This window comes from Phytohabitans rumicis, from assembly GCF_011764445.1.
GTDB lineage: Bacteria > Actinomycetota > Actinomycetes > Mycobacteriales > Micromonosporaceae > Phytohabitans > Phytohabitans rumicis.
The window spans coordinates 2,937,509-2,963,358 of the sequence record NZ_BLPG01000001.1 but is presented as its reverse complement, the minus strand read 5'-3'; the positions used below and the strand labels follow the sequence as shown (position 1 = coordinate 2,963,358).

The following is a 25,850-nucleotide window of genomic DNA, read 5'->3' as shown; positions in this document are numbered from 1 at the left end:
GGGTGTAAAGCTTGTGCGATGAAGGTCATCTTGCGCGGCGCGCACGACCTTAGCGGTTCCCGAACAGCCACATAGGACTTGAGGGCCAACTAAGCATCCCGTTACCAATTCTTGACGTTCGATCCGCATCCAGCGTTCGGCCGATGCCTGTGTGTAGCGGAGTGACGGATGTGACGAGCGCGCCGCGTGGCGTAGCGTCGGTCCCATGACCCGCATCGTGGCCGGCACCCTCGGCGGCCGCCGGATCTCGGCGCCGGCCGGCGACCGCACCCGTCCCACGTCCGACCGGGTGCGCGAGGCGCTCTTCAGCGCGCTCGAATCGATGATCGACCTGGATGGCGCCCGGTTCGCCGACCTGTACGCCGGCTCGGGGGCGGTCGGGCTGGAGGCGCTGTCCCGCGGTGCCGCACACGTCCTGCTGGTGGAGTCGGACGCCCGGGTCGCGCGGGTGATCCGGGCCAACATCGCCGCGCTCGGCGCCGCGCCGGCCGCCCGGTTGGCCACGGCGAAGGTGAGCACCGTGCTCACGGCCGGCCCGGAGGACGGCCCGTACGACGTGGTGTTCCTGGACCCGCCGTACGCCGTACCCGACGAAGAGGTCACGGCGGCGCTCGTCGCGCTGGTGGGCGGCGGCTGGCTGGCGGCGGACGCCTTGGTGGTGGTGGAGCGGTCGACCCGGTCCGGGGCGCTGACCTGGGTGCAAGGGATCACGGGCGAGCACAGCCGACGATATGGGGAGACGACGCTTTGGTACGGTCGCCGATCGTGAGACGTGCGGTATGTCCCGGCTCGTTCGACCCGGTCACCAACGGGCACTTGGACATCGTCGGCCGGGCGAGCCGGCTATTCGACGAGGTCATCGTCGGCGTGCTGATCAACCAGTCGAAGACCGGCCTCTTCACCGAGGACGAGCGCCTCGACATGCTCGGCGAGGTGACCAAGGGGTACGCCAACGTGCGGGTGCTGTCGTTTCGCGGGCTGCTCGTGGACTTCTGCCGGACCCATGAGGCCGCGGTCGTGGTCAAGGGCCTGCGCGCGGTCAGCGACTTCGACTACGAACTACAAATGGCGCAGATGAACATCGGGCTCGCGGGGTGGAGACGCTGTTCATGCCGACGAACCCGCTCTACTCGTTCCTCTCCTCCAGCCTGGTCAAGGAGGTCGCGAAGTGGGGCGGCGACGTGTCGGCGCACGTGCCCGACGTGGTGGCCGCCCGGCTGACCGAGCGGTACGCCCGGTAAGCCCATGCTTCACAATGGGCGACGCGCCGCGTGAGGGTGGGTAGGGACACTTCGCATCTCCCGGCCGCATCATTGGGTGGTCGGCTGTAGAACGACAGGGGTGAGGTGCCGGTGGACCCGCTCGACCGCATCGACGAGATCATCGCCATTCTGGAGGCCGCTCGTTCGGTCCCGATGTCGCGTACCAACTGCATGGTGGACCGCGGCGAGATGATCGGCGCTCTTGACCAGCTCCGCGCCGAGTTGCCCAGCGAGCTGCGCCGGGCCACGGCGCTCCTCGACGAGCGCGACAAGATCATCGACGCCGGCAAGCGGGAAGCCGAGCGGATCATCAGCGAGGGGAGGCCGAGCACGCGCGGCTCGTCTCCGTGAACGAAATCACTGTCTCCGCCGAGCACGAGGGTGCGCGGATCATCGGGGAGGCGCGGGCCGAGGCGCAGCGGCTCCGCGAAGAGGTCGACGACTACGTGGACACCGCGCTGGCCAACTTCGAGCAGTTCCTGACCAGGGCGTTGGCGTCGATCGAGCGGGGCCGGGACAAGATGCACGCGCTCCGGGAGATCGGCACCTTCGTCGGCGAGGAGAACGAGCGCCCACTCCCGTTCTGACGCTCTCGTCGCGCTCGTCGCTCTCGGCGCCGCCGGGCTCGGCGGCGCGTCGATCAAGGACTTTTGCGTCGATCAAGGGCATATGGTCGTGGTTTGGAGATCAAAGCGCGACCATATGCCCTTGATCGACGGGAAAGCCCTTGATCGACGGCGCCCGCCGCGGCGGGCGGGGGCCGCGGCGGGCGGAGCTGCGGGCGAGCCGCGATCGGCGGTGAGGGGTGGGGAGGCGGAAGGGGGACGGTCGGGTAACCTAGACCGTCGGCCTCTACCAGGCCGGAGTCTTACGATGCCCAATCATTCGCAGACCCACCTCAACCCCAGGTCGCCGCTGGTCCTCGACACGAGGGAGCTGCCGCGCCGGCCTGGTGCGATGCGTACGGTCAGTCGGGTGGCGCCGGCGCCGGCGGACCTCGGACTGGAGCTGATCGGGGTGCCGGAAGGCGCCGACCTCGTTCTCGAGCTGAGGATGGAGTCGGTGTCGGAGGGCGTGCTCGTCTCCGGGTCCGTGACCGGACCCGTGACGGGTGAGTGCGGGCGGTGCCTGCGCCCGATCAGCGACTCGGTGGCCGTCACGATCCAGGAGCTGTACGCGTATGAGCACAGCGCCACGGACGAGACGACCGACGAGGACGAGGTGGGCCGGCTACAGGGCGACCTGATCGACCTGGAGCCGGTGCTGCGGGACGCGGTGGTGCTCGCGCTGCCGACCAACCCGCTGTGCCGAGACGACTGTCCCGGGCTGTGTACCGAGTGCGGGATGCCCTGGGACGAGCTGCCGGCTGACCACAGCCACCAGCAGGTCGACCCCCGGTGGGCGGCCCTGACGCAACTGAGTCGGAAAGAGGAGTAAGAACCGTGGCGGTTCCCAAGCGCAAGATGTCGCGCAGCAACACCCGGTCGCGCCGGGCGAACTGGAAGGCCACCGCGGTCGCGACCGTGGCGTGCCCGCAGTGCCGGTCGCCGAAGCTGCCCCACGCGGCCTGCACCGTCTGTGGCACTTACAACGGTCGCCAGGTCATCGAGGTCTGATTCTAGGTCGCGCGTGACTCGCCCGACGTCGGGTCGGGCAGCACCGGCCTCTGAGCCGGAAATCGCGCGGATCGCCGTTGACCTCCTCGGCGGGGACGGGGCACCCGCCGTCGTGGTTGACGGCGCTCTGCGGGCCTGCGAAGCCGATCCCGACCTTCACCTGCTGCTCGTCGGTCCACCCGAGGTGGTGGACGACGAGCTAGCGGCGCATGCCCGGGTCACCATCCGCCCGGTCCGGTCCGCTGTTGGCATGGCCGACGCCGCCGCGAAGGCGAAACGCGCCGACACCACCGTCCGTGCGGTCGTCGCGGCCGTCGCGGAGGGGAGCGCCGACGCGCTCGTCTCGGCCGGGGCCAGCGGCGCCACGGTCACCGCCGCCGTGCTCGGGCTTGGCCGCTGGCCGGGGGTACGCCGTCCGGCGCTCGTCGCCACCCTGCCGGCCGTCGCCGGGCCGGTCGTCCTGCTCGACGTGGGCGCCTCCGTCGAGGCCCGGCCGGGCACCCTGGCACGCCACGCCGCCATCGGAGCCGCGTACGCCGCCACCGTCCACCACGTGAAGTCTCCCCGGGTCGGGCTGCTGTCGATCGGCACCGAGCCGGGCAAGGGAGACCGGGCCCGCCGCGCCGCCGACCCGTACATCGCGGCGCAGGAGCTGCCCTGCGAGGCCCGGTACGCCGGCCTCGTCGAGGGCTACGAAGCCTCCTCCGGCGAGCGGGCAGATGTGATAGTCACCGATGGGTTCACCGGAAACGTGCTGCTCAAGGGCATCGAAGGCGCGTACCAGATGATCGGTGACCCGGCCGGGGCGCCGCCGCGCGCCGCGGCCCTGATCGGTGTCGGCGGTGTCGTGGTCGTGTGCCACGGCGCCGCCACCGGCGCGGACGTCGCCTCCGGCATCGCCCTCGCCGCCCAGCTTCACCGCCGCGCCGCGGCTACCGAGATCGCCACTTTGTTAGGGGTGAGTCATGGATAAGCGCAAGCGGCCGCCGGCCGTGCATCTGGAGGGGGCCTTCGGCGTCGCCGTCGACGCCGAGCTGCTGGAGCGGGCGCTGACGCACCGGTCCTTCGCGTACGAGAACGGCGGGCTGCCCACCAACGAGCGGTTGGAGTTCCTCGGCGACTCGGTGCTCGGCGTGGTGATCACGACGGCGCTCTTCCACAACCACCCCGACCTGCCCGAGGGGCAGCTCGCCAAGCTGCGCGCCAGCGTGGTCAACATGCGGGCGCTGGCCGACGTGGCGCGCGGGCTGGGCCCGCACGGGCTCGGGCCGTACCTGCTGCTCGGCAAGGGCGAGGAGACCACCGGCGGGCGGGACAAGGCGAGCATCCTCGCGGACACGCTGGAGGCGCTGCTGGGGGCGATCTACCTCCAGTACGGCCTGGACATCGCCGCCGAGGTGATCCACCGGCTGTTCGATCCCCTGATGATCGAGTCGGCCGGCCGGGGCGCCGGGCTGGACTGGAAGACGAGCCTGCAGGAGCTGACCGCGTCGCTCGGGCTCGGGGTGCCCGAGTACCGCATCGACGAGGCCGGTCCCGACCACGCCAAGACGTTCACTGCCTGGGTGGTGGTGGCCGGCGACCGGTACGGCGGCGCGGAGGGCCGCAGCAAGAAGGAGGCGGAGCAGCGGGCGGCGGAGGCGGCGTACCGGACGCTGTCCGCGAAGTTCGGCGAGCCGTCCGTGGTGGAGACCGGGGCGGACGATGCCTGAGCTGCCCGAGGTGGAGACGGTCCGGCAAGGGCTGGCCAAGTGGGTGGCCGGCCGCCGGATCGCGTCCGTCGAGGTGCGCCACCCGCGGGCCGTACGCCGGCATCTGCTCGGCGCGGACCACTTCGCGGACGCGCTGGCCGGGCGGATGGTCGTCGACGTGTGCCGGCGCGGCAAGTACCTGTGGCTGCCGCTCGACTCGGGCGACGCCGTCCTGGGCCACCTGGGCATGTCGGGGCAGCTGCTGATGCAGCCGGCGACCGTGGCGGACGAGGCGCACCTGCGGGTCCGGTTCACGTTCGACGACGGCGGGCCGCAGCTGCGCTTCGTGGACCAGCGCACGTTCGGCGGCCTGTCGTACTCGGAAGGGGGCGCCGAACTGCCCGCGGAGATCGCCCATATCGCCCGGGACCCGATGGATCCGCTGTTTTCCGACGCGGAGTTCGTGGCGGCGCTGCGCCGCAAGCGCACCGAGGTCAAGCGGGCCCTCCTGGACCAGACCCTGATCTCCGGGGTGGGCAACATCTACGCCGACGAGGCGCTCTGGCGGGCCCAGCTGCACTGGGCGCGGGCCACCGACGCGCTGACCAAGCCGGCCGTGGGCCGGCTGCTCGGGCACGTCCGCGACGTCCTGTCCGAGGCGCTGGTCGCGGGCGGCACGAGCTTCGACGCGCTCTACGTCAACGTGAACGGCGAGAGCGGCTACTTCGACCGCTCGCTCAACGCGTACGGGCGGGAGGGGGAGCCCTGCCCGCGGTGCGGCACCCCGATGCGGCGCGAGCCGTTCATGAACCGCTCCTCCTTCTCCTGTCCCCGGTGCCAGCCACGCCCGCGTAGGGGTATTTCCCCCGCATCGAGATCCGGGGTGGGGCGGGGCCGTCCCGGATGTAGTTCGACGGATGACTCCCTAGCGTCAGAGCCTGACAACAGAGACTTGACGCTAAGGGGGAGCCCGCGATGGGCAAGCGACCGATGACGGTACGGGTCGCGCGGTGGAGCGCGGAACACCCGTGGCGCGCCATCGCGCTCTGGGTGGTGTTCGTGGCGGTGTGCTTCGTCGGCGGCAACGCGGCCGGCCTGAACGAGGCCACCGACGAGGACGAGGCGATCGGCGAAGCGGGCCGCGCCTCGGTGATCGAGATCCACGGCGACTTCGACAACCCGGCGGTGGAGAACATCCTCATCACCGCCCCTAGTGGACAGCTGGACCGGGCGGCGGCGGACGCGGCGGCGGCCGACGCGATCACGCGGATGAAGGCCACCGCGGGAGTGGCGAGCGTGGCTGACCCGATCCCGGCCCACGACGGCTCGGCGCTGCTGGTCGCGATCACCATGGCCGGCGACCCGGACACCGCGTCGGACCGGCTGCAACCCTTGCAGGACACCACTTCCGCCGTGCAGAAGGACCACCCTGGGGTACGCGTCGAGGAGGTCGGCGGGCCGTCGATCGGCAAGGCGCTGGACGACACGCTCGGCGAGGACTTCAAGCGGGCCGAACTGCTGAGCCTCCCGGTCACGCTGCTCATCCTGATCGTCGCGTTCGGTGCGCTCATCGCCGCCGGCGTACCCCTGCTGCTGGCCATGTCGTCGGTGTTCGCGGCGATGGGTCTGTCCACACTGGCCTCGCACGTGCTGCCGTCGACCGACACGACCAACAGCGTGATCCTGCTGATCGGTCTCGCGGTCGGCGTGGACTACTCGCTCTTCTACGTCCGGCGCGAACGCGAGGAACGGGCCAAGGGCAAGAGCCACCTGGACGCGGTGGAGATCGCCGCGGAGACCTCCGGGCACGCGGTCGTGGTCTCCGGCATCGCCGTGATGATCGCGATGGCCGGCCTTTTCCTGGCCACCGACGTGGTGTTCTCCTCGCTGGCCGTGGGCTCGATCCTGGTGGTCGCGGTCGCGGTGATCGGCTCGCTGACCGTGCTGCCGGCGCTGCTGGCCAAGCTGGGCCGGTGGGTCGACCGGCCGCGGGTGCCGCTGATCTGGCGCCTGCAGGCCCGCCGCTCCGGCGCGCCCCGCTTCTGGCCGGCCGTGCTCCGCCCGGCGCTGCGCCACCCGAGGATCGCCCTCGCCGTCTCGGTCGGCCTGCTGCTGGCGCTCGCGGTGCCCGCGTTCGGCATGAAGATGAAGTTCCCGGGCATGGAGGACCTGCCCCGCACCACCCCGGCCATGCAGGCGTACGACCGGCTGACCGCGGCGTTCCCGAGCACCGGCACCACGCACTTCGTCGCGGTGGAGGCACCGGCTTCCGAGGCTTCTTCGGTCAAGGCGGCTCTTACCGGGCTCGCCGAGAAGGCCGGCGGTGACAAGCTCTTCGCCCCCGTCGAGGCGGACGGGCCGGAGATCCAGCAGTCCGCCGACGGCACGGTCACCACGCTGGAGGTCGCCACGCCGTTCCACACCCGTACGGACGAGGCCCGGCAGTCGCTGGAGAAGCTGCGCGGGGAGTACCTGCCCGAGGCGATGCGTGGACTGTCCGGAGTGGAGTACGCGGTCGGCGGCGACGTGGCCGGCAGCGTGGACTACGCCGCGCACATCAAGAAGAAGCTGCCGCTGGTGATGGCGTTCGTGCTGGTGCTGACGTTCCTGGTGATGCTGCTGACGTTCCGCTCGGTGGTGATCGCGCTGACCGCCATCCTGCTGAACCTGCTGTCCGTCGCCGCGTCGTACGGCCTGCTGGTGGTGGTCTTCCAGGGCACATGGGCGGAGGGCCTGCTGGGCTTCACGTCGATGGGCTCGATCGTGACCTGGTTGCCACTATTCCTCTTCGTGGTCCTCTTCGGACTGTCCATGGACTACCACGTCTTCGTGGTCAGCCGGATCCGCGAAGCGGTACGCCGGGGCGTGTCCAACCGGGACGCGGTGGCGTACGGGATCACCAGCTCGGCCGGCGTGGTCACCAGCGCCGCGATCGTGATGGTGGCGGTGTTCTCCATCTTCGCCACGCTGAGCACGATCGACATGAAGCAGCTCGGCATCGGGCTCGCCGCGGCGATCCTGCTCGACGCGACGATCATCCGGGCGGTCGTGCTGCCGTCGGTGATGACGTTGCTCGGCAAGGCGAACTGGTGGGCGCCGCGCTTCCTGCGGGAGCGCCCCGAGGCGAAGCACGCCGCCGAGGAGCCCACGCCGGAACTGGTAAGCGTGCGTTGACCTGTGTGCGTTAGCAAGGGCCCCTGTTAACAGCTGTTAGCAGGGGGCCCTTGCTATGCAGAAAGCGTTAACAGGGTGCCCTTCCTTGCACCAGCACGGGGGTGAAGCCGGAGCGCCGCGCTACCCGCACCGCCAGGGCTACCGCGCCCGCCGCCCACGCGCCGTCCGGCACCCGGTCGAGGAGTACGCCGCCGGGCGCCGCCGCAGCCAGGCGTTCCAGCTCGTCGAGCACGTCGGCGAGGGGCCGCTCGCCCCACTCGAGGTCCACCCGGACCAGCCGGTCCATCAGTAGCGGTCGGGGTCGACGACGGCGTGCACGGCCGGGATCAAGCCCACCAGGTAGGTCACCGCGAGCCCCACCACCAGCACCGGCGACACGGCGGACAGCGCCGCGCCCAGCGCCACCGCGGCCGCCACCACCGGCCGCCCCCGCGCGATCAGCAGCGCGGTCAGCGCCAGCACCCCGCACAGCAGCAGCCCCGCCGCCAGGCCGAGCACCAGGGCCCGCGCCTCCGGATGCCCGGACAGCCGGTACGGCAGCCGATACGCCGCCCCGCCCAGTGCCACACCGGCCACGAGCGGCGGCGCCAGCGCCCCCAGGGTCACTGTCGCCAGGTCACGCACCTCGCGCCGGAACGCTCGGGCATCGTCGTGCGTGTCCGCCGCCGTCGCGGCCCGCGCCGCGTACCAACGCACAAAAAGGACAATCAGGGGTACGCCCAGCACGAGCACCGCCGCGGCAGGAGCGGCTCGCCAGACGAGCACCGCCGCGGCGGCCTGCGGGAGCGCCGCCAGGGCGGTCCCCAGCCAGTGGCGTCCGCGGCCGGCCACCCAGGCGAGCAGCAGCGCGCCGGCGGGCAGCGCCCAGCCGACCCGGTCGAGGTGCCCCGCGACGATCAGCGCCCCCAGCACCGGCACCAGCAGGAGCGGCCACGGCCGGAGGCGCCGCGCCGGCCGTGGGGGTGCGCCGGCGGCTGGTGCAGGCGGGCGAGCACCGCCTCGCCGAGCGCGAACACGTCGGGCACGCCGTACCGCAGCGCCGCCGCGCGGTCGTTGATGCCGGCCGCCTCCAGCGCGGCCACCAGCTCGTCGAGGTCCACCACCCGGGCGAACCGCGCGGCCAGGTCATCCACCGACGCCATCATGAGGCCACCGCGTCCCGGTAGAGGTGGTCGTACGCGCGTCGCATCGGGTCCACGGTGAAGTGCCGCAGGGCGCGGGCTCGGCCGGCGCCGCCCAGCTCGCGGCGGCGGACCGGGTCGGCCAGCAGCTCCACGCACGCGGTGGCGAACGCGACCGGGTCGGCCGGGGGGACGACCAGCCCGGTGTCGCCCACCGCCTCGGCGACCGCGCCCACGTCCGTACTGACCGTCGGGCGGGCGCACAGCATGGCCTCGATCAGGGTGTCCGGTGTCCCCTCGGCGACGCTCGACAGCGCGGCCACCTGCCCGGTGGCGTACGCGTGGCGGCTGGTCGGCGCCGGCCCGGCGAATTCGACCGTGCCGCCCAGGCGCAGCCGGTCGACGAGGCGGCGGCAGGTCTGCGCGTACCCGGCGTCGGTGGCCGGCCCGACCAGCCGCAGTCCGGCGTGCGGCACCGCCTCGCGGATCCGGCGGAAGGCGCGGATCAGCGTGTGCAGGTCCTTGTGCGGCGCGATGTTGCCGACCCAGACCACGGTCGGCGAGGGCGGCTCGGTCTCCAGCGGCGCGTACCGCAGCGGCTCCACGCCGCCCGGCACCACGACGATCTTGGCGGGGTCGGCGCCGTTGCGCAGCTGCCAGCGCTGGTGGAAGCGGCTCGCCGTGGCGACGAGCGCGGCCTCGGCGTACCCGAGCCGGGCGAGCGCGCGGTAGAAGCGCAGCATGAAGGGCCCGGAATCGGTGCGCAGGTACGTACCGTGCTCGGTGAGCAGGAACGGCGTCCCCGCCTGCCACTGCGCGGCCAGGGCGACCAGCAGCGGCCGCCCGGCCGACACGGCGTGCGCCAGGTCCACGGCCGGCAGCCGTACGGCGAGCGGGCGCACCGCGTACTCCAGCAGCTCGGCGGCGGTGCGTGCGTCCCGGACGGACAGCCGCGGCAACGGCGGCTCGGTGGCGACCGCCCCGCGAGCCGCCTGCCAGGCGTCGAGGAGCACATCGGCGAGGGGTACGCCGTACATCGGAATCGTGCCGCCACGGGCCAGCTCGGCGAGGCGGCGCAGGCCCTCGGCGAAGAGCGTCGCGCCCTGGTCGCCGCCGGCGAGGACGCCGCGGCAGAGCAGCACGGCGGCGGCGGTCGCGGCCCGGCGGTGCCGGTTACGGGCCGCCCGGCCGGCCGGCGCCGGCGGCCGCTCCGGGACCGGGTGCGTGGGCGTGCCGGCCGGGACCGTGTACGCGGGTTCGCGCCGGCCCGCGTGGAGCGCCACGACCTCGAAGGCGTGCCGGTCGAGCCCGTGCAGCAGCCGGTGGCACCAGTCGCCGACGCCGCCGGGACGTACGGGTAGGTGTCGTCGGTGATGAGCGCGACCCGCATGCAGGGCGCAACGATCGAGGTCGAACCCTGGCGGGTCGGTTGTCAGCTAGGCGACAGACCCGAACATCTGCGTCCAGTAGGGACTGCCGTCGCTCGCGTACGCCAGACCGACGCCGATGGCCTTCGCATCGCAGTTGAGGATGTTGGCACGGTGGCCGTCGCTGTTCATCCAGCCGTCCATGACCGCGGCGGGGGTGCGGTACCCCATGGCCACGTTCTCGCCGATGGCATTGTCGTAGCCGGCGCGGCCGGCCCGGTCCCAGGGGAGCTGCCGTCGCTGCCGGTGTGCGACATGTTGTTGTGTTCGGCCTGGTCCTGGCTGTGCAGCCGGGCGGCGCTGGCGAGCTTGGCGTTCACCGTGACCTTGCCACAGCCGGCCGCCGCGCGCTCCTGGTTGGTGATCTCGACGACCTTGTTCTCGTCGGCGGACTGGGCGGACGAGCCGGAGCCGCTGCTCCCGGTCCCGGTGGACTTCGACGGCGTTCGGCTGGGCGTGCGCTTGGGCGTCGTGTTGGCCTTGCGGGTGGGGGTGGCCTTCGCGGTGGGGCTCGGGGTGGCCGAGGTGGGGGAAACCTCGGGCGACGCCGTAGCGGCGAGGTTGGTGCCGAAGCCGCCGGTGCCGCCCGAGGTCCCGGTGGTGCTGGCGTTCCGGTCGGCGCCGGGCGCGCCGCCTGCCAGGCTTGGCCGCAGCACCGTGGCTCCGGCGCCGAACGCGAGCAGCAGGACGGCGACGGCCACCGCCAGGCCGAGCGGGCCGGGCAGGCGACCGGCCTGCCGGTGGCGCCCAGCGTGTCGCGGCGGTGCGTCGGGGTCCGTGGGCACGCGTCTGCCTCCGGTCCAGTCGGGGATGGGCCGAAGCGGACGGTACGGGCGCGTACCGGCTCGGGCAATCCGCCTAAGGAAGATCTAAGCCCAAGCCAAGGATGTGGTCAGGGGGATCGGCGATGCTGGAGGGAGTGATCTAGGCCCGACCAACTTGACGAAAGGCGACGATCGGCGGAGTATAGGGACGTCGCCAGTCGCGCCCATTCATGCCCACGCGTGCCCGTGGGCTGAAAGTCGCGAAGATAACTGGGCGCGCGTTGGCCGGCCACTCCGGCAGCGCATTACAAGGAGACGATATGGCGAAGGCCCTCTACGGCCACGTTGGTGGGGCGCCCGATCGGCGTCTGCTCGACGAGGTCACCCGACTGCGTGCCAGGGTTCAGGCACTGGAGTTTGAGGTCACCCGGCTTCGCGCCGAGAACGATCGGCTCGAGGCAGCGGCCGCCGAAGCAGGAGATCTGCTGCGGCTTCCGGAACCGGCCTTGACCTAACCCGCGAGGGCGTCGGGTCACCCTGGCGCCCACGGCCTGACATCTCAATCGCACCGCACCAATCGCGCGCCGACACATACGTGGCGGCGCGCAGCTTTTTGTGCTAGGGCCGGCCGCGGTGCGCGGCGTACCCGGTGGACCTGCGGGAACCGGGTTACCCTGCCTGGAGAAAGTACCCCGGGAGTGGATCGGAAGACGTGCATTTAAAGAGCCTGACGGTGAAGGGTTTCAAGTCCTTCGCCTCCGCGACGACGTTACGGCTGGAGCCCGGCATCACCTGCGTGGTGGGGCCGAACGGTTCCGGCAAGTCCAACGTCGTCGACGCGATCGCCTGGGTGCTGGGCGAGCAGGGCGCGAAGGCGCTGCGCGGCGGCAAGATGGAAGACGTGATCTTCGCCGGTACGGCCGGCCGCGCGCCGCTGGGCCGCGCCGAGGTCACGCTCACCATCGACAACACCGACGGCGCCCTGCCGATCGACTACACCGAGGTGTCGATCACGCGGCGGATGTTCCGGTCGGGCGAGAGCGAATACGAGATCAACGGCAACTCGTGCCGGCTGCTCGACATCCAGGAGCTGCTGTCCGACTCCGGCATCGGCCGGGAGATGCACGTGATCGTCGGGCAGGGGCAGCTCGACGCCGTCCTGCACGCCAAGCCGGAGGACCGGCGCGCGTTCATCGAGGAGGCGGCCGGCGTCCTCAAGCACCGCAAGCGCAAGGAAAAGGCGCTGCGCAAGCTCGACGCGATGCAGGCCAACCTCAACCGGCTCACCGACCTGACCGCCGAGCTGCGCCGCCAGCTCAAGCCGCTGGGCAAGCAGGCCGAGGTGGCCCGCCGGGCCGCCGGCATCCAGGCCGACCTGCGCGACGCCCGGCTCCGGCTGCTGGCCGACGACCTCGCCACGCTGCGCTCCACACTGGACAAGGAGATCGCCGACGAGACCGCCCTGCGCGAGCGGCGCGAGCTGGTCGAGCACCAGCACGGCGAGGTCGAGCGGCGACTGTCCGAGCTGGAGGCGGCCCTCGCCGAGGACGCGCCGCTGCTCGCCGCGGCCCAGGACACCTGGTACAAGCTGTCCGCGCTGCAGGAGCGGTTCCGCTCGACCGAGCAGCTCGCCAGCGAGCGGCTGCGGCACCTGTCGGCCACGCCCGACGACGAGCGGCCCGGCCGGGACCCCGAGCAGCTGGCCGCCGAGGCGGAAAAGGTCCGGGCCCAGGAAGACGACCTGCGCTCCGCGCTGAAGGCGGACCAGGAGCACCTCGCCGAGGCCGTGGAGCGCCGCCAGGAGCTCGAACGCCAGCTCGCCGACGCGGAGCGGGCCCTGCGCGCGGCCGCCAAGGCGATCGCCGACCGGCGCGAGGGCCTGGCCAAGCTGACCGGGCAGGTCAACGCCGCCCGGGCCCGTACGACCAGCGCGGCCGAGGAGATCTCCCGGCTCGCCACCGCGCACACCGACGCCCAGGGCCGGGCCGACAAGGCGCAGGCCGATGTGGACGCCGTCGCGGCACTGTCCACCGAGGCCGACCGGGACAACGCCGACCTCGACGCCCAGCACGCCGAGGCGATGGCGACGCACGAGGAGGCGGCCGCCCGGGTGCGGGCCCTGAACGACGCCGAGCGCATGGCCGAGAAGGAAGCGGCCACCTGGAAGGCGCGCGAGGAGGCCCTCGCGATGGGCCTGCGCCGCAAGGACGGCGCGGGCGCGCTGCTGGCCAAGGCCGACCAAGTGCCCGGCCTGCTGGGCAGCCTCGCCGGGATGCTCACCGTGGCGCCCGGCCACGAGGCGGCCCTGGCGGCGGCGCTGGGCGGCCTCGCGGACGCGGTCGCGGTCGCCGGCGTCGACGAGGCCACCGAGGCGATGCGGTTCCTCAAGATCCAGGATGCCGGGCGGGCCAGCCTGCTGGTGGGCGGTGTCGAAGGGCCCGGCATGATCGGGCCGCTGGACGCGCTCCGTCCGGCCCTGCCCGACGGGGCGAAGTGGGCGCCGGACATCGTCAGCTGCCCCGAACGGATCCGTCCCGCGGTGCACCGGGCGCTGCGCGACGTCGTACTCGTGCCGGATCTTGCCGCCGCGGGACGGCTGGTGGCCGCGAACCCCGAGCTGCGCGCGGTCACCCCCGACGGCGACGTGGTCGGCGCCTACGCGGCGGCCGGCGGTTCCGGCGCGGCGCCCAGCTACATCGAGGTCCAGGCCGCGGTCGAGGAGGCCCGGGCGCGGCGGGCCGAGGCCGAGGACGTCATGGCCGACGCCCGGGAGGAGCTGACCCAGGCGCGCGCCGAGGTGTCCGCCCACAAGGAAGTCGTCGCGGTCGCCGCCGCCGCCAAGAAGGAGGCCGAGAGCCACCGCAACGCCGCCGCCCGGCGCCTCGCCGAGCTGGGCGCCGCGGCCCGCTCCGCCAAGGCCGAGACCGAGCGGCTGGCCGCGTCCCGGGCCAAGGCCGAGGAGGCCCGCGAGCGCGACCTGACCGCCCTCGACGACCTGGAGGAGCGGCTCCGGCTGGCCGAGGACACCGCGATCGACGACGACCCGGACACCGACGAGCGCGACCAGCTCGCCGCCGCGGTCCCGCAGGCCCGGCAGAACGAGATGGAGGTACGCCTCGCGGTCCGCACCGCCGAGGAGCGGGTCGCCTCGATCGCCGGCCGGGCCGACTCGCTGGCCCGCCAGGCCGCCGCCGAGCGCGCCGCCCGCGAGCGCGCCGCCGCCCGCCGGGCCGCCCGTGCCCGCGGCGCCACGATCGCCCGCGCCGTCGAGGTCGGCGCCCGCGAGGCGCTCGCCCGGGTCGCGGTGTCGCTGGCCAGCGCCGTGCGCACCCGCGACGAGATCGCCCAGTCCCGGTCCGCGCGTGAGGCGGAGCTCTCCGAGGTACGCGGTGCCGCCAAGCGCCTCGGGGCCGACCTGGAGCGGCTGACCAGCGAGGTGCACCGCGACGAGGTGGCGCGCGCCGAGCAGCGCATGCGCATCGAGCAGCTGGAGATCAAGGCGGCCGAGGACTTCGCGCTGGACGTGGAGACGCTGGTCGCCGAGTACGGCCCGCAGCAGCCCGTGCCGCCGACCCAGGCCGAGGTGGCGGCCGCAGCGGCCGCGGACAAGCCGGAGCCCGAGCCGGCGGCGTACCACCGGCCCACGCAGGAGAAGCGGGCCGCCAAGGCCGAGCGCGAGCTGACCCTGCTCGGCAAGGTCAACCCGCTGGCGCTGGAGGAGTTCGCGGCGCTGGAGGAGCGGTTCAAGTTCCTCTCCGACCAGCTCGAAGACCTCAAGGCGACCCGGCGGGACCTGCTCACCGTGGTCAAGGACGTGGATGACCGGATCCTGGAGGTCTTCGCCAGCGCGTACGAGGACACCGCCCGGGAGTTCGAGAAGGTGTTCACCGTGCTCTTTCCCGGCGGCGAGGGACGGCTCGTCCTCACCGACCCGGAAGACCTGCTCACCACCGGCGTCGAGGTCGAGGCCCGGCCGCCCGGCAAGAAGATCAAGCGGCTGTCGCTGCTGTCCGGCGGCGAGCGCTCGCTGACCGCGGTCGCGATGCTGGTGGCGATCTTCCGGGCCCGGCCCAGCCCGTTCTACATCATGGACGAGGTGGAGGCCGCGCTCGACGACGTCAACCTGGGCCGCCTGATCACCCTGATGGCCCAGCTGCGCGAAAAGAGCCAGCTGATCATCATCACGCACCAGAAGCGCACGATGGAGGTCGCCGACGCCCTGTACGGCGTGACCATGCGCAACGGTGTCACCGAGGTGATCAGCCAGCGCCTGTCGAACACCGAGGATGCTTAATGCCTGTCCAGGGGATCTGGTCGGAGCGAGCCGAGGCCCAGGCGTCGGCTGGCCAAGCCCGCGACGCCGCCAGGCGGCGTCTGGGTCCGGCGCAGCCCGGCCAAGATTCCCTGGACAGGCACTAAGTGCCGCGGACGAAGCCGACCGCGCTGCTGGTGGACATGGACGGCGTACTGCGGCGGTGGGATCCGGACGTGTCCGAGGCGGTCGAGCGCAAGCACGGGCTGCCCGCCGGCGTGATCCTGAAGACCGCGATGGAGTGGTCCCGCCTGCAGGCCGCGGTCACCGGGCGGATCACCCACGCCGAGTGGATGGCCTCGGTGGCCGCCGCGCTGGGCGGGGCCGACGAGGCGGTCGCGGAGTGGTCCGCGTACCCCGGCGAGGTGGATCCCGACGTCCTGGCCTTCGTACGGGACGTGCGCGCCGCCGGCGTGCCGGTGGGGCTGGCCACGAACGCCACCGACCGGCTGGACGCGGACCTCGCCACGTTGGGCCTGGTGGGCGAGGTCGACCACGTGATCAACTCATCGGTGCTGGGGACCGCCAAGCCGTCCGCCGAGTACTTCGCCGCCGCGTGCCTGGCGCTGCGTACGCCGCCGGATCGGGTGCTCCTGATCGACGACTCCGACCGTTTTGTGCGGGGTGCCAGGGTTGCCAGGTTGCCCGCGTACCGGTGGAACGGGTCGGCGGACCTGCCGTACCTGCGTGCGGCCTTCGCGTAGCCGACCTCGCCGCGATTGAGTGCCGCCGTGGTACGCCTGCACGCATAGTGAGCGCGCCGTCACTTTTGTCCTTCCTTCAGCCGCCGTAAGAAGATGAATGCCACTCGGTTATTTTTGATATTGGGTGGGTCCTTCGCATGAGGGCTCACTCGTGTCCTGACCGGGGAGGGCGGCATGCGGATCGAGACCCACAAGGTCTTGCCGGCGGTGTTGCTGCAGGATGCGTGGCGCCTGTACAGCGAGGCGTTCGACGAACTGCGGGTGGTGGCCGTCCAGCGGCATGTGATGCTGCGGCAGGAGTTCGACGAGCAGATGGCCGACGGGCGGGTGGACAAGTATCTCGTCGTGGACCCGGGGCCGGACCGGCTTGCCGCGCTGGCGACGATCACGAACGACCTCGACACGATGCACCTGATCTCACCGGACTACTTCCGGCACCGGTGGCCGGAGCACTACGCCGAGCGCCGGATCTGGTACGTCGGCTTCAACGCCATCCACCCCGACTACCGCGGCAGCGGCATCTTCGAGCTGATCATCGAGGCGATGCACAAATTCATCGCCCAGCACCCGCCGAGCGTGGTCGGGCTGGACTTCTGCCGCCGCAACGAGGAGACGTACCACCTGCCGCAGGCGATCCACGCCGTGCTCGCGCAGCTGGACGCCGTACAGAGCCACCGGGCCGACACCCAGGCGTACTGGTGCTATGAGCTGCCCGCGGCGTCCTGACCACCGTCGGGGATGACCGCGAGGGCCAGCCAGCGCTCGGTGAACTGGTCCGCCGGGACGGGGGCGCTCCACAGGTGCCCCTGACCCACCGTCACCCCGAGCGCGGCGAGCACGTCCTGCTGGGCCGGCGACTCGACGCCCTCGGCGACGATGGTGAGCTTTAGTGCGGTGCTCATCGCCACGACCGCCCGGACGATCTCCTCGTCTTCGTCGTCGGTGCCGAGCCCGTCGACGAACGACCGGTCGATCTTCACCCCGGTCACCGGGTGCCGGCGCAGGTACCCGAGGGCCGAGAACCCGGTGCCGAAGTCGTCGACGACGATCTTCACGCCGAGCCGGCGGAGGTCGAAGAGCACCTGGTCGGTCACGCTGGACGCGTCGATCATCACCGACTCGGTGATCTCCAGGACGACCGCGCCGGTCGGCACCTTCCAGCGTTCGAGCGCCTCGGCGACCTGCGTCGGCAGGGAGGCGTCGCGGAGCTGGCGGGGGAGACGTTCACCGAGACCCAGAAGTCGGCGGAGATCAGGTCTTCCTCCCGCCACGCGGAGACCTGACGCAGGGTCTCGTCCAGCACCCACTTGCCGATCGCCGAGATGAGCCCGCTGTCCTCCGCGATCGGGATGAACACGGCCGGCGAGACCGTGCCCCGGCTGGGATGCGTCCACCGGATCAGGGACTCCGCGCCCACCAGCCGGCCGGTGCTCAGCTCCACGATCGGCTGGAACGCCAGCCGGAGCTGCCCGGTGGCCAGGGCGTGGCGCAGGGCCAGCTCGATCTCGACCCGGTCGCGGACGCGTTCGTGCATCGACGCGTCGAACTCGGTCCACCGGCCGCGCCCGTCCGACTTCGCCCGGTACATCGCGGTGTCGGCGTCGCGCATCAGCGCCTCCGCGGTCACCGCGGCGACGGCGGCCACCGGCGCCATCCCGGCCGGCGCCCCGACCACGCCGATCGACGGGGTGATCACCACTTCGGCGCTGCTCACCTGCACCGGGGCGCTCAGCCGTTCCATGATCCGCTCGACCAGCGCGACCGTGTCGTGGCGGCTGCCGACCCGCGCCACGACGAACTCGTCGCCGCCGACCCGCGCCACCATGGCCGGCCGCGGGACGGTCGCGCGCAGCCGGGTGGCCACCTCGATCAGCAGCTGGTCGCCGGCCTCGTGGCCCCACGAGTCGTTGACCAGCTTGAAGCCGTCCAGGTCGAGGAAGAGCACCCAGACCGCGGGCTCGCCGGCCGAGGACGAGTTGCTCGGCGGCGCGGTCGCCAGCAGCCGGCTGATCTCCCGGGCCAGCATGAGGCGGTTGGGCAGCCCGGTCAGCGGGTCGTGCGTGGCCTGGTGCTCGGACTTGAGCTGAGCGGCGGCGTAGTCCTGGACCGCGGACACCGCCCGGGTGATCAGCAGCGCCACCATCGCGGTGCCGCCCACGGCCACCACCACGCGCGCGGCCAGGGGTCCTTCGGTCACCACCGCGGTGAGGACGAACGGCACGACCAGCGCCGGCACGATCAGCAGCAGCCGCCGCCACGACCACGCCTGGACCCTCATCACCGACGCGCGCCCCAGGTCGGCCACCGACGGGTGCAGCGCGGCCGCACCGATCATCGTGCACGAGACGAGGAACGGCAGGTCGAGCAGCGGCGTGCCGGTGAGCTGGCCGGACACCCCGATGATCGCGTACGCCAGGTCGCCGACCAGCAGCGCGAGGATGCCGCACAGGAGCAGCACGTAACTGGGGCGCAGCCCGACCGTCGTGAACGCCAGGTTCGCCAGCAGCAGCACCAGCACGACGTCGAAGAGCGGATACAGCCCAGCCAGGACGGACACCACCGCCGGCCGGTCGTCGATCGCGGCGGCGGGCATCGCCAGCAGCAGCGCCGACGCCAGCCCGGCGCCCACACACACGATCAGCCCGTCGATCACCGCGTGGCGTTGCATGCTCCCGCGCGCGAGGAGCAGCCCGGCCAGCGACAGAAACATGAACAGGTAGCCCGGCACGGTGAACGCGTCGCTCAGCAGCGCGGCCCAGCCCGTACGCTCCGACGACCAGGGCCGGATCAGCGCCCCCACCACGAACGTCGAGCCCGCCGCGCCCAACAGGTACCAGGGGTGCCGCGGTCGCGCCCGGTGCAGCCACGGCGCGCTCAGCGCCGCGGCGACCGCGCCGAACGCCACGGCGGCGAAGGCGATGGCGGCGATCACGGTCGATGACCTGGCCACGTAGAGTACGCTCGCGGCTACGCCAGCGGCGACGAAAAGGGCGGACGCCACCCCAGAGGCTCTGCCATCCCTTGGCGTGGCCGGCTCCTGTATCGGTATCGCCCCCTGCCAGCACTGCGCCACGGGCTGATCAACAGCGCACACAGTATCAAGCGCTACACGCGCGCCGCCGGAAAACTTTCTCAGGAAATCGGCCAGTGTCCGATCAAACCAACGATCCGTTGACGGATGGGGTCATCGTTGCTCCTGTGACTGTCCGTTATCGGCCGGCGGGTCCAGGCCCAGCCGCCGGAGCAGTCCGTCGGCGCCGGCGGCCAGCTCCGCCAGCATCCGGTACGCCGTGTTCAGGGCCCGGAGCAGCTCGGCGGCGACCTCGGCGCACTCGGCTCGGGCCAGCCAGCGCGGGTCGACGTCCACCGCGACGACATCCCCACTACGTACGGTGACGGTCGCGTGGGCGCTCCGACCGATGGCCTCCTGGGTGGGCGGCGCGGCGACGAAGGCCGCCACCTCGTCCAGGAGCGCGAGCAGTTCCCCCGGATGGGCGAGGCCGGCCGGCCCGCTCACCGCCGGTAATGCACCGGCCGGCGGCGGTGTAGGCGCGGTTGCCGCCTCCGCCCGTGTGGCCCGGGGTGCGGTGGCCGCCTCCGCCCAGGCGGCCCGGGGTGTGGGTGCGGTGGCCGCCTCCGCCCAGGCGGCCAGGCGACGGGTCGCGGCGTCCGAGAATGCCTCGACCACGGCCGCGCCGAGCCGGTCGGCGGGTAGTGCCGTGCGCCAAGAGGCGGCGACGTGGACCGCGGTCACCCGGCCGGCGCGGTCGAGGTCGATCCGGACCGCCCCGGACGCGTCGTGTCCACTGTGGGCGGCGCCCGCCAGGCTGCCCGCGACCCGCGCCGCCAACGCCGCCGCGTCGCGCCGCAACTCATCCACAGCCGCCGATCGTAGCCCGCTCGGCGTCCTGCCCGCCGCCCTGCTGCGGGCTCGCCTGGCGTGGCGCGGGCGGTAGCCCGACTGTCGTGGTGATCATGAAGTTAGCGTCAGGGCAGGCGCTCTCCCCACCGCTAACTTCATGATCACGGCATGCTGGCGTCGATCTAGGAAGAATCGTGGGTATCGCGTCTGATTTATACCCACGATTCTTCCTAGATCGATCCGGTTGTGCCCCACCAAGTTCACTCCAGCAAAGAGATCAGCCGGTGCGGATGTCGGGGCTGCGACGAGGCGGGTAGATCTAGACGAGTTAGGGCTCGATGTCAGCCATAACTCGTCTAGATCTACCCGCCGGCCTCGACTTGGTTAGGGCGGGCTGGGCCTGCACCCGGATGTATCCGACATAACCGGCCGCTAGATCTCGGTCCGCATACCTGGTCGGTGGTGTGTTCGACGGCCGGGCGGACCTACGCCACGGCCGTGGCGAACAGTTGCCCCTGGGCGGGCATTTTTCTCGACACAGTCACCAAAGTCGAGGCGACCCCAACAGGGGTCCCCGACGGCGGGCGCCGCGCGCCGCGCGCCGCCCGCCTCCTGCCCGCTCCCTGCGCCGATCAAGGACTTTGCCGTCGATCAAGGGCAAACGGTCGTGGAAAAGAGATCGAACCACGGCCATATGCCCTTGATCGACGCGGAAGTCCTTGATCGGCGCGGCGACCGAAGCGGCGGGGAGCGGCGGGGGGTTAGGTGAGTGGGGGGTGGGGAGGGAGCGTTCTAGGTAGGCGGCGCAGCGGAGGTCGCCGATGGTCTCGCCGACGGGGCGGTCGAGGTACGTCTCCTCCAGCTCGGACAGGCGGGTGGCCGGGCCCAGGTGCCGTACGTAGTCGAACGCCTCACCGGTCAGCTCCAGCAGGGGCCGGCCGCCCACCACGCTCAGGTCGGGACGGCGTACCCGGTTGAGGTCCGCCTGGCTGAGGAACGGCACCTCCTCGTGGGCCTCGACCAGCATGCGCCGGTACAGCCGGACGTAGTCCTGCTGGCTGGTCCCGCCCACGGCGACCACCCGGGCAGCAGGCAGCGTACGAGGTACGCGAGCACGCGGTCGGCGTACAGGACGCCGGTGCGGAGCGCCTCGATCACCGCGGCCGGCTCGAACGGCACGGGCAGCGGCGCGCCGTTGGTCTCCACGATCCACTGCGCATCCGGCCCGGTGCCCACCAGCTCGACCTGGTGCAGGCGGGGCCCCTTGCGCAGCCACACGAAGTCCGGGGCGGCCCGGTTGACCGTCAGGTTGGACGGGTCCGCCACGAGCCGCCGCTTGGCCCGCAGGAACGCGTCGCGCACCTGCGGGTCGAAGAGCAGCCGGTAGACCGGGCCGTCCGGGTCGGCCAGGTGCAGGGCGACGCACTCGGACACCACGGACTCGTCGATCGAGACCCGCCGTACGCCGTGGTCGACGGCCAGGTCGCGCCAGATCATGTCGTTGGCCTGGCGGTACGCGGTCGGCCCGTCCGGGGCCGTGTGGCCGGCCAGCCGCGCGAACACGGGGTCGGTCGCGACGTCCGGGTGGTTGCCCTCCATGAAGTCGAACGTCATGGTGACCGGCCCCGGGATCCCACAGAACGAGGAGTTCTTCAGGGCGGTCTTGGACATCGGCAGCACGCTGTACAGGGAGGCGCGGCTGCGCAGGAACGTCGGACCGAGCACCGGCGTACGGCGGGCGAGGCAGCTCACCGTCGAGCACTGGTTGGTCACGGCCACCCGTACGCCGGCCTCGCGGGAGGCGAGGTGGAACAGGTAGTTGTTCAGGAACGTCTCGTGGTCGAGCAGCAGGTTCGAGTGGTCGGCCTGCTGGATCACCGGCGTGTGCAGGAGGTGGTCACACACCGCGTCGACGTCGTGGTCGCCATGCCGGACCAGGTATCCCTCGACCGCCCGGACCAGGCGCATCCGGTGCACGTTCGGCCACGCCTCCGGGCCGGGCACGAGCGACCGGAGGTACTCCCGCAGCGGCAGGTCGGCCGCGCGTTCGAGCTGGACGGCGAGGTCCGATCCGTGCTCGGAGAGGAGGCGCAACCGGCCGCTGGCCCGGTATACCCGCCGTTCCAGCAGCGTCGCTGTGTGCGTTGACAATCCAGCCTCCGTACGTGAAAGGTCCTTCACCTCTCATGACGGATTCAGCATCTGCCAAGGTTGATTGTCGTGAATTAGATTTTGATCTAGTTCCAATGCCGCTCAGTTAAGCGTGTGTGGCGTCGTCAAGGCTCTGGGCACGAGGATGTCGATGCTGATCGTGGCCTGGTAGGTCTTCCGGTCGATGTTGGGCCTTTGGCGTTGTACTTGGAGATCGCTCGTTGACGATCCGCGGGCGCGCCTGGTCCGACGCTCGGGCATGAGGTTGGCTAGGACTCGCCGGCCGATCGCGCCGACCAGGTCGATCACCGCGCCGGTGATGGCGTTCGCCGCCTGCACGACCAGGTCACGCGCCGCGCTCAAGGCGGTAGTGAAGCAGGCCCGGTCGGGGTCAAGGTCGGGCTGGGTGTCGGTGGCGTCGGCCATGGCCAGGCGGATGGCCTGGTAGGTCACCAGCAGGGCGTAGACCTCCTGGCGGACCCGGCCGGGGTCCTGGCTCGTAGTACCCGCCCGCCCAGGATCGTCGATTTCAGTTCCAGGAACGCTGTTTCGACCTCCCACCGTTCGTGGTAGAGCCGGACCAGGTCGAACGCCGGATAGTGGTGGTGCTCAATCAGCGTGGTGACGAGGCGGTACATGGTCGTGGCACGCCCGGCCGTGGTCTGCACGTGGATTTGACACTCCACCACGCGGACCCGCAGTTGGCCGATCACCGATAGGTATGAGCCGTCCGGCAGCCGCTGTATCACCGGCAGTTTCCGGTTGTCCTTGACCCGCACCACCAGGTATGCCCTGGCCTGCGCGATCGCCTCGATCAGGTCCGCCGCCCCAAAGGCCCGGTCCAACAGCACGACCATCGACGGACGCAGGCTGGCCACCAACCGTTTGGCGTAGGGCATCTCCCCCACCCCGGTGGGCCCGAAGATCGCGTCGATGACGGTCCGGGTTCCGCAGCACACCAACACCAGCAGCCGCAGCTTCGGATAGCCCGACCCGCCATGGTTGCAGCGATGCGGGGTGTACTCGGCCAGATTCGCCGCGCTGGCCGGGACAGCCGCGCTGGTCCCGTCTATAGCGCAGACCAGCAGCCCTCGCCACCACCGCCCACGGGTACGCGGCGCCGGACCCGGTCCCCGCACCAGGTCGAACAAGGCCCGCAAAGGAGCCGGTCCCATGCGTTGGCGGGCCTGGGCCAGCACACCCGAGGTCGGGTTCGCCACCGGCACACCGTCCAGGGCCGCTACCAGCTTGTCCCAGACTGCCGGTAGCCACCTCGGCGACAACGCGCCGGCTAACAGCAGGTAGACCACAACCGGGCTGGTACCTCACGCACACGGGACTTACCAGACCGGCCTCCGCCAACGCGGCATCGACCATCTCGAACGGCACATGCTGCGTCAACTCCCCAACGTGCCCTGGGCGAACACACCCGCAGCGACCTGATCATCCGGCGGGTGACAAATACGTGGACAGCGAGGCTCCCTACAGATCATGACCGTCTTGTGAGGACAGCCATGTCTACCGGAGCCTCGCTGCCCGTCTACCCCGGCCCATCACAACGCCCGGCCAGACCTTAACTGAGCGCATTGGATCTAGTTCTTGTGAAGACCAAAGATTGACGGATGTCTCTCAGTGTCGGATCGTTGCACCATGAGTTACCGGATGCGGATCTCGGCCCTCCTAGCTGCGCTTTTCTGCATGTTCGCGGTCGCGGCGCCGGCTCGGGCGACCCCCACGCCCGACGGCCTCTGTGACGTCACGGTCACGGTTCCGGCCCAGTGGTCGAACGGATACTCGGTGGCCGTCACCGTGCGCAACATCTCTATCCGGCCGGTCACGTGGCGGGCCAGCGTCGCGGTGCCACCGCCGGGCTACATCGTCCAGGGCTGGAACGCGACCTTCCAGTACGTCGGGTCCACGGTCTGGATCTACCCGCCGCCGTACCCCAGCGGGGTGCTGCAGCCGGGTCAGAGCCATAACTTCGGGTACCTGGGGTCCGGCACCATGCCCGCCCTCCCCGTGGTCACCTGCTCGTAGGCGGGGTCAGCTCGACGGCGGCCACGGTGCGCAGGTCGCCGGCGGTCGTGGTGCCCTCGATCACCACCCGGGCGCTCCGGGACTCGTGCACGAGGGTGCCGACGGCGTTGCCGAAGTAGGGGCCGGCCAGCTTGCGCCACCGCACCGCCGGGGGCGCGACCCGAGCCGCGCGCGCCAGCAGGCGGGCCGCGGCCGCCGCGCCGCGCCACCAGCCGACGCGCAGCACCGGCCGCATGAACGCCTGGATCTGGTTGTGCACCGGTGAGCAGGTGAGCTGGTACACCGGTGCGGCGACCGGCCGGCGGAAGCGGGCGCGGGCGACGTACGAGTGGTGCACGTCGCCGGACAGCACGCTGACCGAGGCCCGGTCCGCGGTGGCGACCTCGGCGAACAGGTCGGCGAGCCCGTCGAACGAGCGCCGGAACGCGGCCCAGTGCTCCAGGTCGAACGCGCGGCGCTGCCGCTCGGCGAAGCCGGCCACGCGGGGACGGTCCGACTCGGCCAGCCGCTCGTTCCAGGTCTCCAGGTGGTGGATGCCGGGCGGCAGCAGCCAGGGCAGCGACGAGCCGACCACCAGGTGGTCGTACGCGCCGCGGGCCTGGTCGGCGAACCACGCCCACTCGCCCGGCGGCAGCATCGCCCGGGTTTGCGGGTCGAGCACCCGGCTGCACCGGTTGTCCAGCACGACGACGCGGGTGCGGCCCAGGTCGAGCGCGTAGCTCCACTGGTACCCGGGGGCACCGTCCGCCTCCTTGTCGACGGCCGAGCCGAACTCGCGCAGCACCTCGGTGGCGTCGCCGGCCGCGGCCAGCACCTTCTGGTAGACCGGGTCGGCGGCGATCTGGTCCGGGTCGAGGTTGCCCAGGTGCTGGTAGACCCAGTACGAGGCGAGGCCGCTGGCGATCCGCTCCGGCCACCACGGCTGCTCGCGTACCTCCGCGCGCCACGACGCGGACGAGTTCCAGTCGTCGATGATCTCGTGGTCGTCGAAGATCATGACGCTCGGCACGGTGGCGAAGAGCCAGCGGATCTCCGGGTCACGCCACGACTCCAGGTACAGCTTCGTGTACTCCTCGTACGTGACGACCTCATGCTCGGGCCCGTCGTGGTCGTGGGCCCGGCTCTTTTTCAGGAAGCGCTTCACGGCGGGCGACGGGATGTCCGCGTACACCTGGTCGCCGAGCAGGACCAGCAGGTCCGGCGCCGGCTCGTCGCCGACCATCATCCGCCGGGCGTACGCGTCCAGGGCGTCCGGCGGCAGCTTGCGATGCGTCGCGTGCTGGGTGGTCTCCCGGCACGAGCCGAAGACCAGCCGCACCGGCTGGTCGGCATCCTCGCGCTCGCGGGTGCGGATCACGCTGATCGGGTACGGCGAGTCCGGCTCGGGCCAGACGAGCTCGTCGTCGATGAGGACCTCGTACGGCGTTTCCGCCCCCGGTTCGAGCCCCTCCACGACGACCAGGGCGTAGTGGTGGCCGTACGCGGAGAAGGTGGTGGCCTGCCCGCCACCGCCCCCGGCCAGGACGCGCACGGCGGCCGGCGCGCTGGTCTCCACCCAGATGGTCGCGCGGGTGCCGACGACCCGGCGCAGTACCGGGCCGATGAGGAGCTGAGCGGACAAGGACGACCTCCCGGCGTTGAATCGTGACCATCCTCTCTACCGGGTGAGCCTGTGCGCCAGCCATCAGGGCTCGCCGTGTCCTCGCGGCGGGCATCTGTCAGGATTTCC

Annotated in this window: 21 protein-coding genes and 5 pseudogenes; 14 read left to right on the top strand and 12 right to left on the bottom strand. The window is 71.7% G+C overall.

The genetic code is table 11. The annotated features are described in order from the left end of the window. Positions 1 to 205: 205 nt before the first annotated feature. From rsmD to Prum_RS12860, 9 genes and pseudogenes are all read left to right on the top strand, one after another. Positions 206 to 769, top strand: a complete 564-nt coding sequence (gene rsmD / locus Prum_RS12900) for a 16S rRNA (guanine(966)-N(2))-methyltransferase RsmD (protein ID WP_173076716.1) — start codon at positions 206 to 208, stop codon at positions 767 to 769. Next, positions 766 to 1,241 (top strand): annotated as a pseudogene (gene coaD / locus Prum_RS12895) (pantetheine-phosphate adenylyltransferase). Before rsmD ends, coaD begins: the two are co-directional and overlap by 4 nt. 111 nt (positions 1,242 to 1,352) lie before the next feature. Continuing rightward, positions 1,353 to 1,849, top strand: a pseudogene (locus Prum_RS12890) (ATP synthase subunit B family protein). Positions 1,850 to 2,135: 286 nt separating this feature from the next. Next, complete coding sequence (locus Prum_RS12885; protein WP_173076714.1) at positions 2,136 to 2,699, top strand: YceD family protein; 564 nt, start codon at positions 2,136 to 2,138, stop codon at positions 2,697 to 2,699. Positions 2,700 to 2,704: 5 nt separating this feature from the next. Beyond that, entirely contained in the window at positions 2,705 to 2,878 is a 174-nt protein-coding gene (gene rpmF / locus Prum_RS12880) for a 50S ribosomal protein L32 (protein ID WP_173076712.1), read from the top strand. Positions 2,879 to 2,891: 13 nt separating this feature from the next. Continuing rightward, positions 2,892 to 3,851 (top strand): phosphate acyltransferase PlsX, encoded by a 960-nt coding sequence (locus Prum_RS12875; protein ID WP_173076710.1) that lies wholly within the window; start codon positions 2,892 to 2,894, stop codon positions 3,849 to 3,851. Beyond that, positions 3,844 to 4,590 (top strand): ribonuclease III, encoded by a 747-nt coding sequence (gene rnc, locus Prum_RS12870; protein ID WP_173076708.1) that lies wholly within the window; start codon positions 3,844 to 3,846, stop codon positions 4,588 to 4,590. The genes Prum_RS12875 and rnc overlap by 8 nt, the downstream gene beginning before the upstream one ends. After that, positions 4,583 to 5,431: pseudogene (gene mutM, locus Prum_RS12865) on the top strand (bifunctional DNA-formamidopyrimidine glycosylase/DNA-(apurinic or apyrimidinic site) lyase); the annotation flags it as partial. The gene rnc and the pseudogene mutM, both read left to right, overlap by 8 nt. A 113-nt stretch (positions 5,432 to 5,544) precedes the next feature. Continuing rightward, positions 5,545 to 7,743, top strand: a complete 2,199-nt coding sequence (locus tag Prum_RS12860) for an MMPL family transporter (RefSeq protein ID WP_173076704.1) — start codon at positions 5,545 to 5,547, stop codon at positions 7,741 to 7,743. 67 nt (positions 7,744 to 7,810) lie between these two features. On the opposite strand, the gene Prum_RS12855 is transcribed toward Prum_RS12860, so the two are convergent. From Prum_RS12855 to Prum_RS48805, 5 genes and pseudogenes are all read right to left on the bottom strand, one after another. After that, entirely contained in the window at positions 7,811 to 8,029 is a 219-nt protein-coding gene (locus Prum_RS12855) for a hypothetical protein (RefSeq protein ID WP_173076702.1), read from the bottom strand. Continuing rightward, entirely contained in the window at positions 8,029 to 8,661 is a 633-nt protein-coding gene (locus tag Prum_RS12850) for a hypothetical protein (RefSeq protein ID WP_173076700.1), read from the bottom strand. Before Prum_RS12850 ends, Prum_RS12855 begins: the two co-directional genes overlap by 1 nt. Continuing rightward, positions 8,640 to 8,876, bottom strand: coding sequence for a hypothetical protein (locus Prum_RS12845; RefSeq protein ID WP_173076698.1), 237 nt, complete (start codon positions 8,874 to 8,876; stop codon positions 8,640 to 8,642). The genes Prum_RS12850 and Prum_RS12845 overlap by 22 nt, the downstream gene beginning before the upstream one ends. Positions 8,877 to 8,884: 8 nt before the next feature. Beyond that, the gene (gene pelF, locus Prum_RS12840; protein WP_281369123.1) at positions 8,885 to 10,258 is read right to left on the bottom strand and encodes a GT4 family glycosyltransferase PelF; all 1,374 of its coding nucleotides are present in this window, start codon (positions 10,256 to 10,258) and stop codon (positions 8,885 to 8,887) included. Between the two features lie 42 nt (positions 10,259 to 10,300). Beyond that, positions 10,301 to 10,611, bottom strand: a pseudogene (locus tag Prum_RS48805) (CAP domain-containing protein). A 764-nt stretch (positions 10,612 to 11,375) separates the two neighbouring features. Here Prum_RS48805 and Prum_RS12830 point away from each other — a divergent pair. The 4 genes from Prum_RS12830 to Prum_RS12815 all read left to right on the top strand — a co-directional run bounded on the left by Prum_RS12830 (position 11,376) and on the right by Prum_RS12815 (position 16,797). Continuing rightward, a complete protein-coding gene (locus Prum_RS12830) occupies positions 11,376 to 11,570 on the top strand; it encodes a hypothetical protein (protein WP_173076696.1) in 195 nt (64 codons plus the stop codon). 197 nt (positions 11,571 to 11,767) lie between these two features. Then, positions 11,768 to 15,349: a chromosome segregation protein SMC gene (gene smc / locus Prum_RS12825; RefSeq protein WP_173076694.1), complete on the top strand. Its 3,582-nt coding sequence runs from the start codon at positions 11,768 to 11,770 to the stop codon at positions 15,347 to 15,349. Between the two features lie 125 nt (positions 15,350 to 15,474). Beyond that, on the top strand, positions 15,475 to 16,071 hold the full coding sequence (locus Prum_RS12820; protein WP_173076692.1) for an HAD family hydrolase: 597 nt from the start codon (positions 15,475 to 15,477) through the stop codon (positions 16,069 to 16,071). 174 nt (positions 16,072 to 16,245) lie between these two features. Beyond that, entirely contained in the window at positions 16,246 to 16,797 is a 552-nt protein-coding gene (locus Prum_RS12815; RefSeq protein ID WP_173076690.1) for a hypothetical protein, read from the top strand. Here the strand turns inward: Prum_RS12815 and Prum_RS51380 are convergent. The 6 genes and pseudogenes from Prum_RS51380 to Prum_RS12785 all read right to left on the bottom strand — a co-directional run bounded on the left by Prum_RS51380 (position 16,773) and on the right by Prum_RS12785 (position 23,394). After that, a pseudogene (locus Prum_RS51380) lies at positions 16,773 to 18,097 on the bottom strand (putative bifunctional diguanylate cyclase/phosphodiesterase). The gene Prum_RS12815 and the pseudogene Prum_RS51380 sit on opposite strands and share 25 nt — an antisense overlap. Positions 18,098 to 19,255: 1,158 nt before the next feature. Next, positions 19,256 to 19,951, bottom strand: a complete 696-nt coding sequence (locus Prum_RS12800; protein ID WP_173076686.1) for a hypothetical protein — start codon at positions 19,949 to 19,951, stop codon at positions 19,256 to 19,258. 523 nt (positions 19,952 to 20,474) lie between these two features. Continuing rightward, complete coding sequence (locus Prum_RS12795; protein ID WP_173076684.1) at positions 20,475 to 20,960, bottom strand: hypothetical protein; 486 nt, start codon at positions 20,958 to 20,960, stop codon at positions 20,475 to 20,477. Then, complete coding sequence (locus tag Prum_RS12790) at positions 20,885 to 22,084, bottom strand: hypothetical protein (RefSeq protein ID WP_173076682.1); 1,200 nt, start codon at positions 22,082 to 22,084, stop codon at positions 20,885 to 20,887. The genes Prum_RS12795 and Prum_RS12790 overlap by 76 nt, the downstream gene beginning before the upstream one ends. Positions 22,085 to 22,186: 102 nt before the next feature. Continuing rightward, positions 22,187 to 22,537: a hypothetical protein gene (locus tag Prum_RS51375; protein WP_246277857.1), complete on the bottom strand. Its 351-nt coding sequence runs from the start codon at positions 22,535 to 22,537 to the stop codon at positions 22,187 to 22,189. Beyond that, a complete protein-coding gene (locus Prum_RS12785) occupies positions 22,534 to 23,394 on the bottom strand; it encodes an IS4 family transposase (protein WP_246277856.1) in 861 nt (286 codons plus the stop codon). Before Prum_RS12785 ends, Prum_RS51375 begins: the two co-directional genes overlap by 4 nt. A 340-nt stretch (positions 23,395 to 23,734) precedes the next feature. Between Prum_RS12785 and Prum_RS12780 the strand changes: the two genes are divergently transcribed. Beyond that, complete coding sequence (locus tag Prum_RS12780; RefSeq protein ID WP_173076680.1) at positions 23,735 to 24,121, top strand: cellulose binding domain-containing protein; 387 nt, start codon at positions 23,735 to 23,737, stop codon at positions 24,119 to 24,121. Here Prum_RS12780 and Prum_RS12775 read toward each other — a convergent pair. Then, positions 24,108 to 25,742 (bottom strand): alkaline phosphatase D family protein, encoded by a 1,635-nt coding sequence (locus tag Prum_RS12775; protein ID WP_173076678.1) that lies wholly within the window; start codon positions 25,740 to 25,742, stop codon positions 24,108 to 24,110. The genes Prum_RS12780 and Prum_RS12775 overlap by 14 nt on opposite strands. Positions 25,743 to 25,850: the final 108 nt, after the last annotated feature.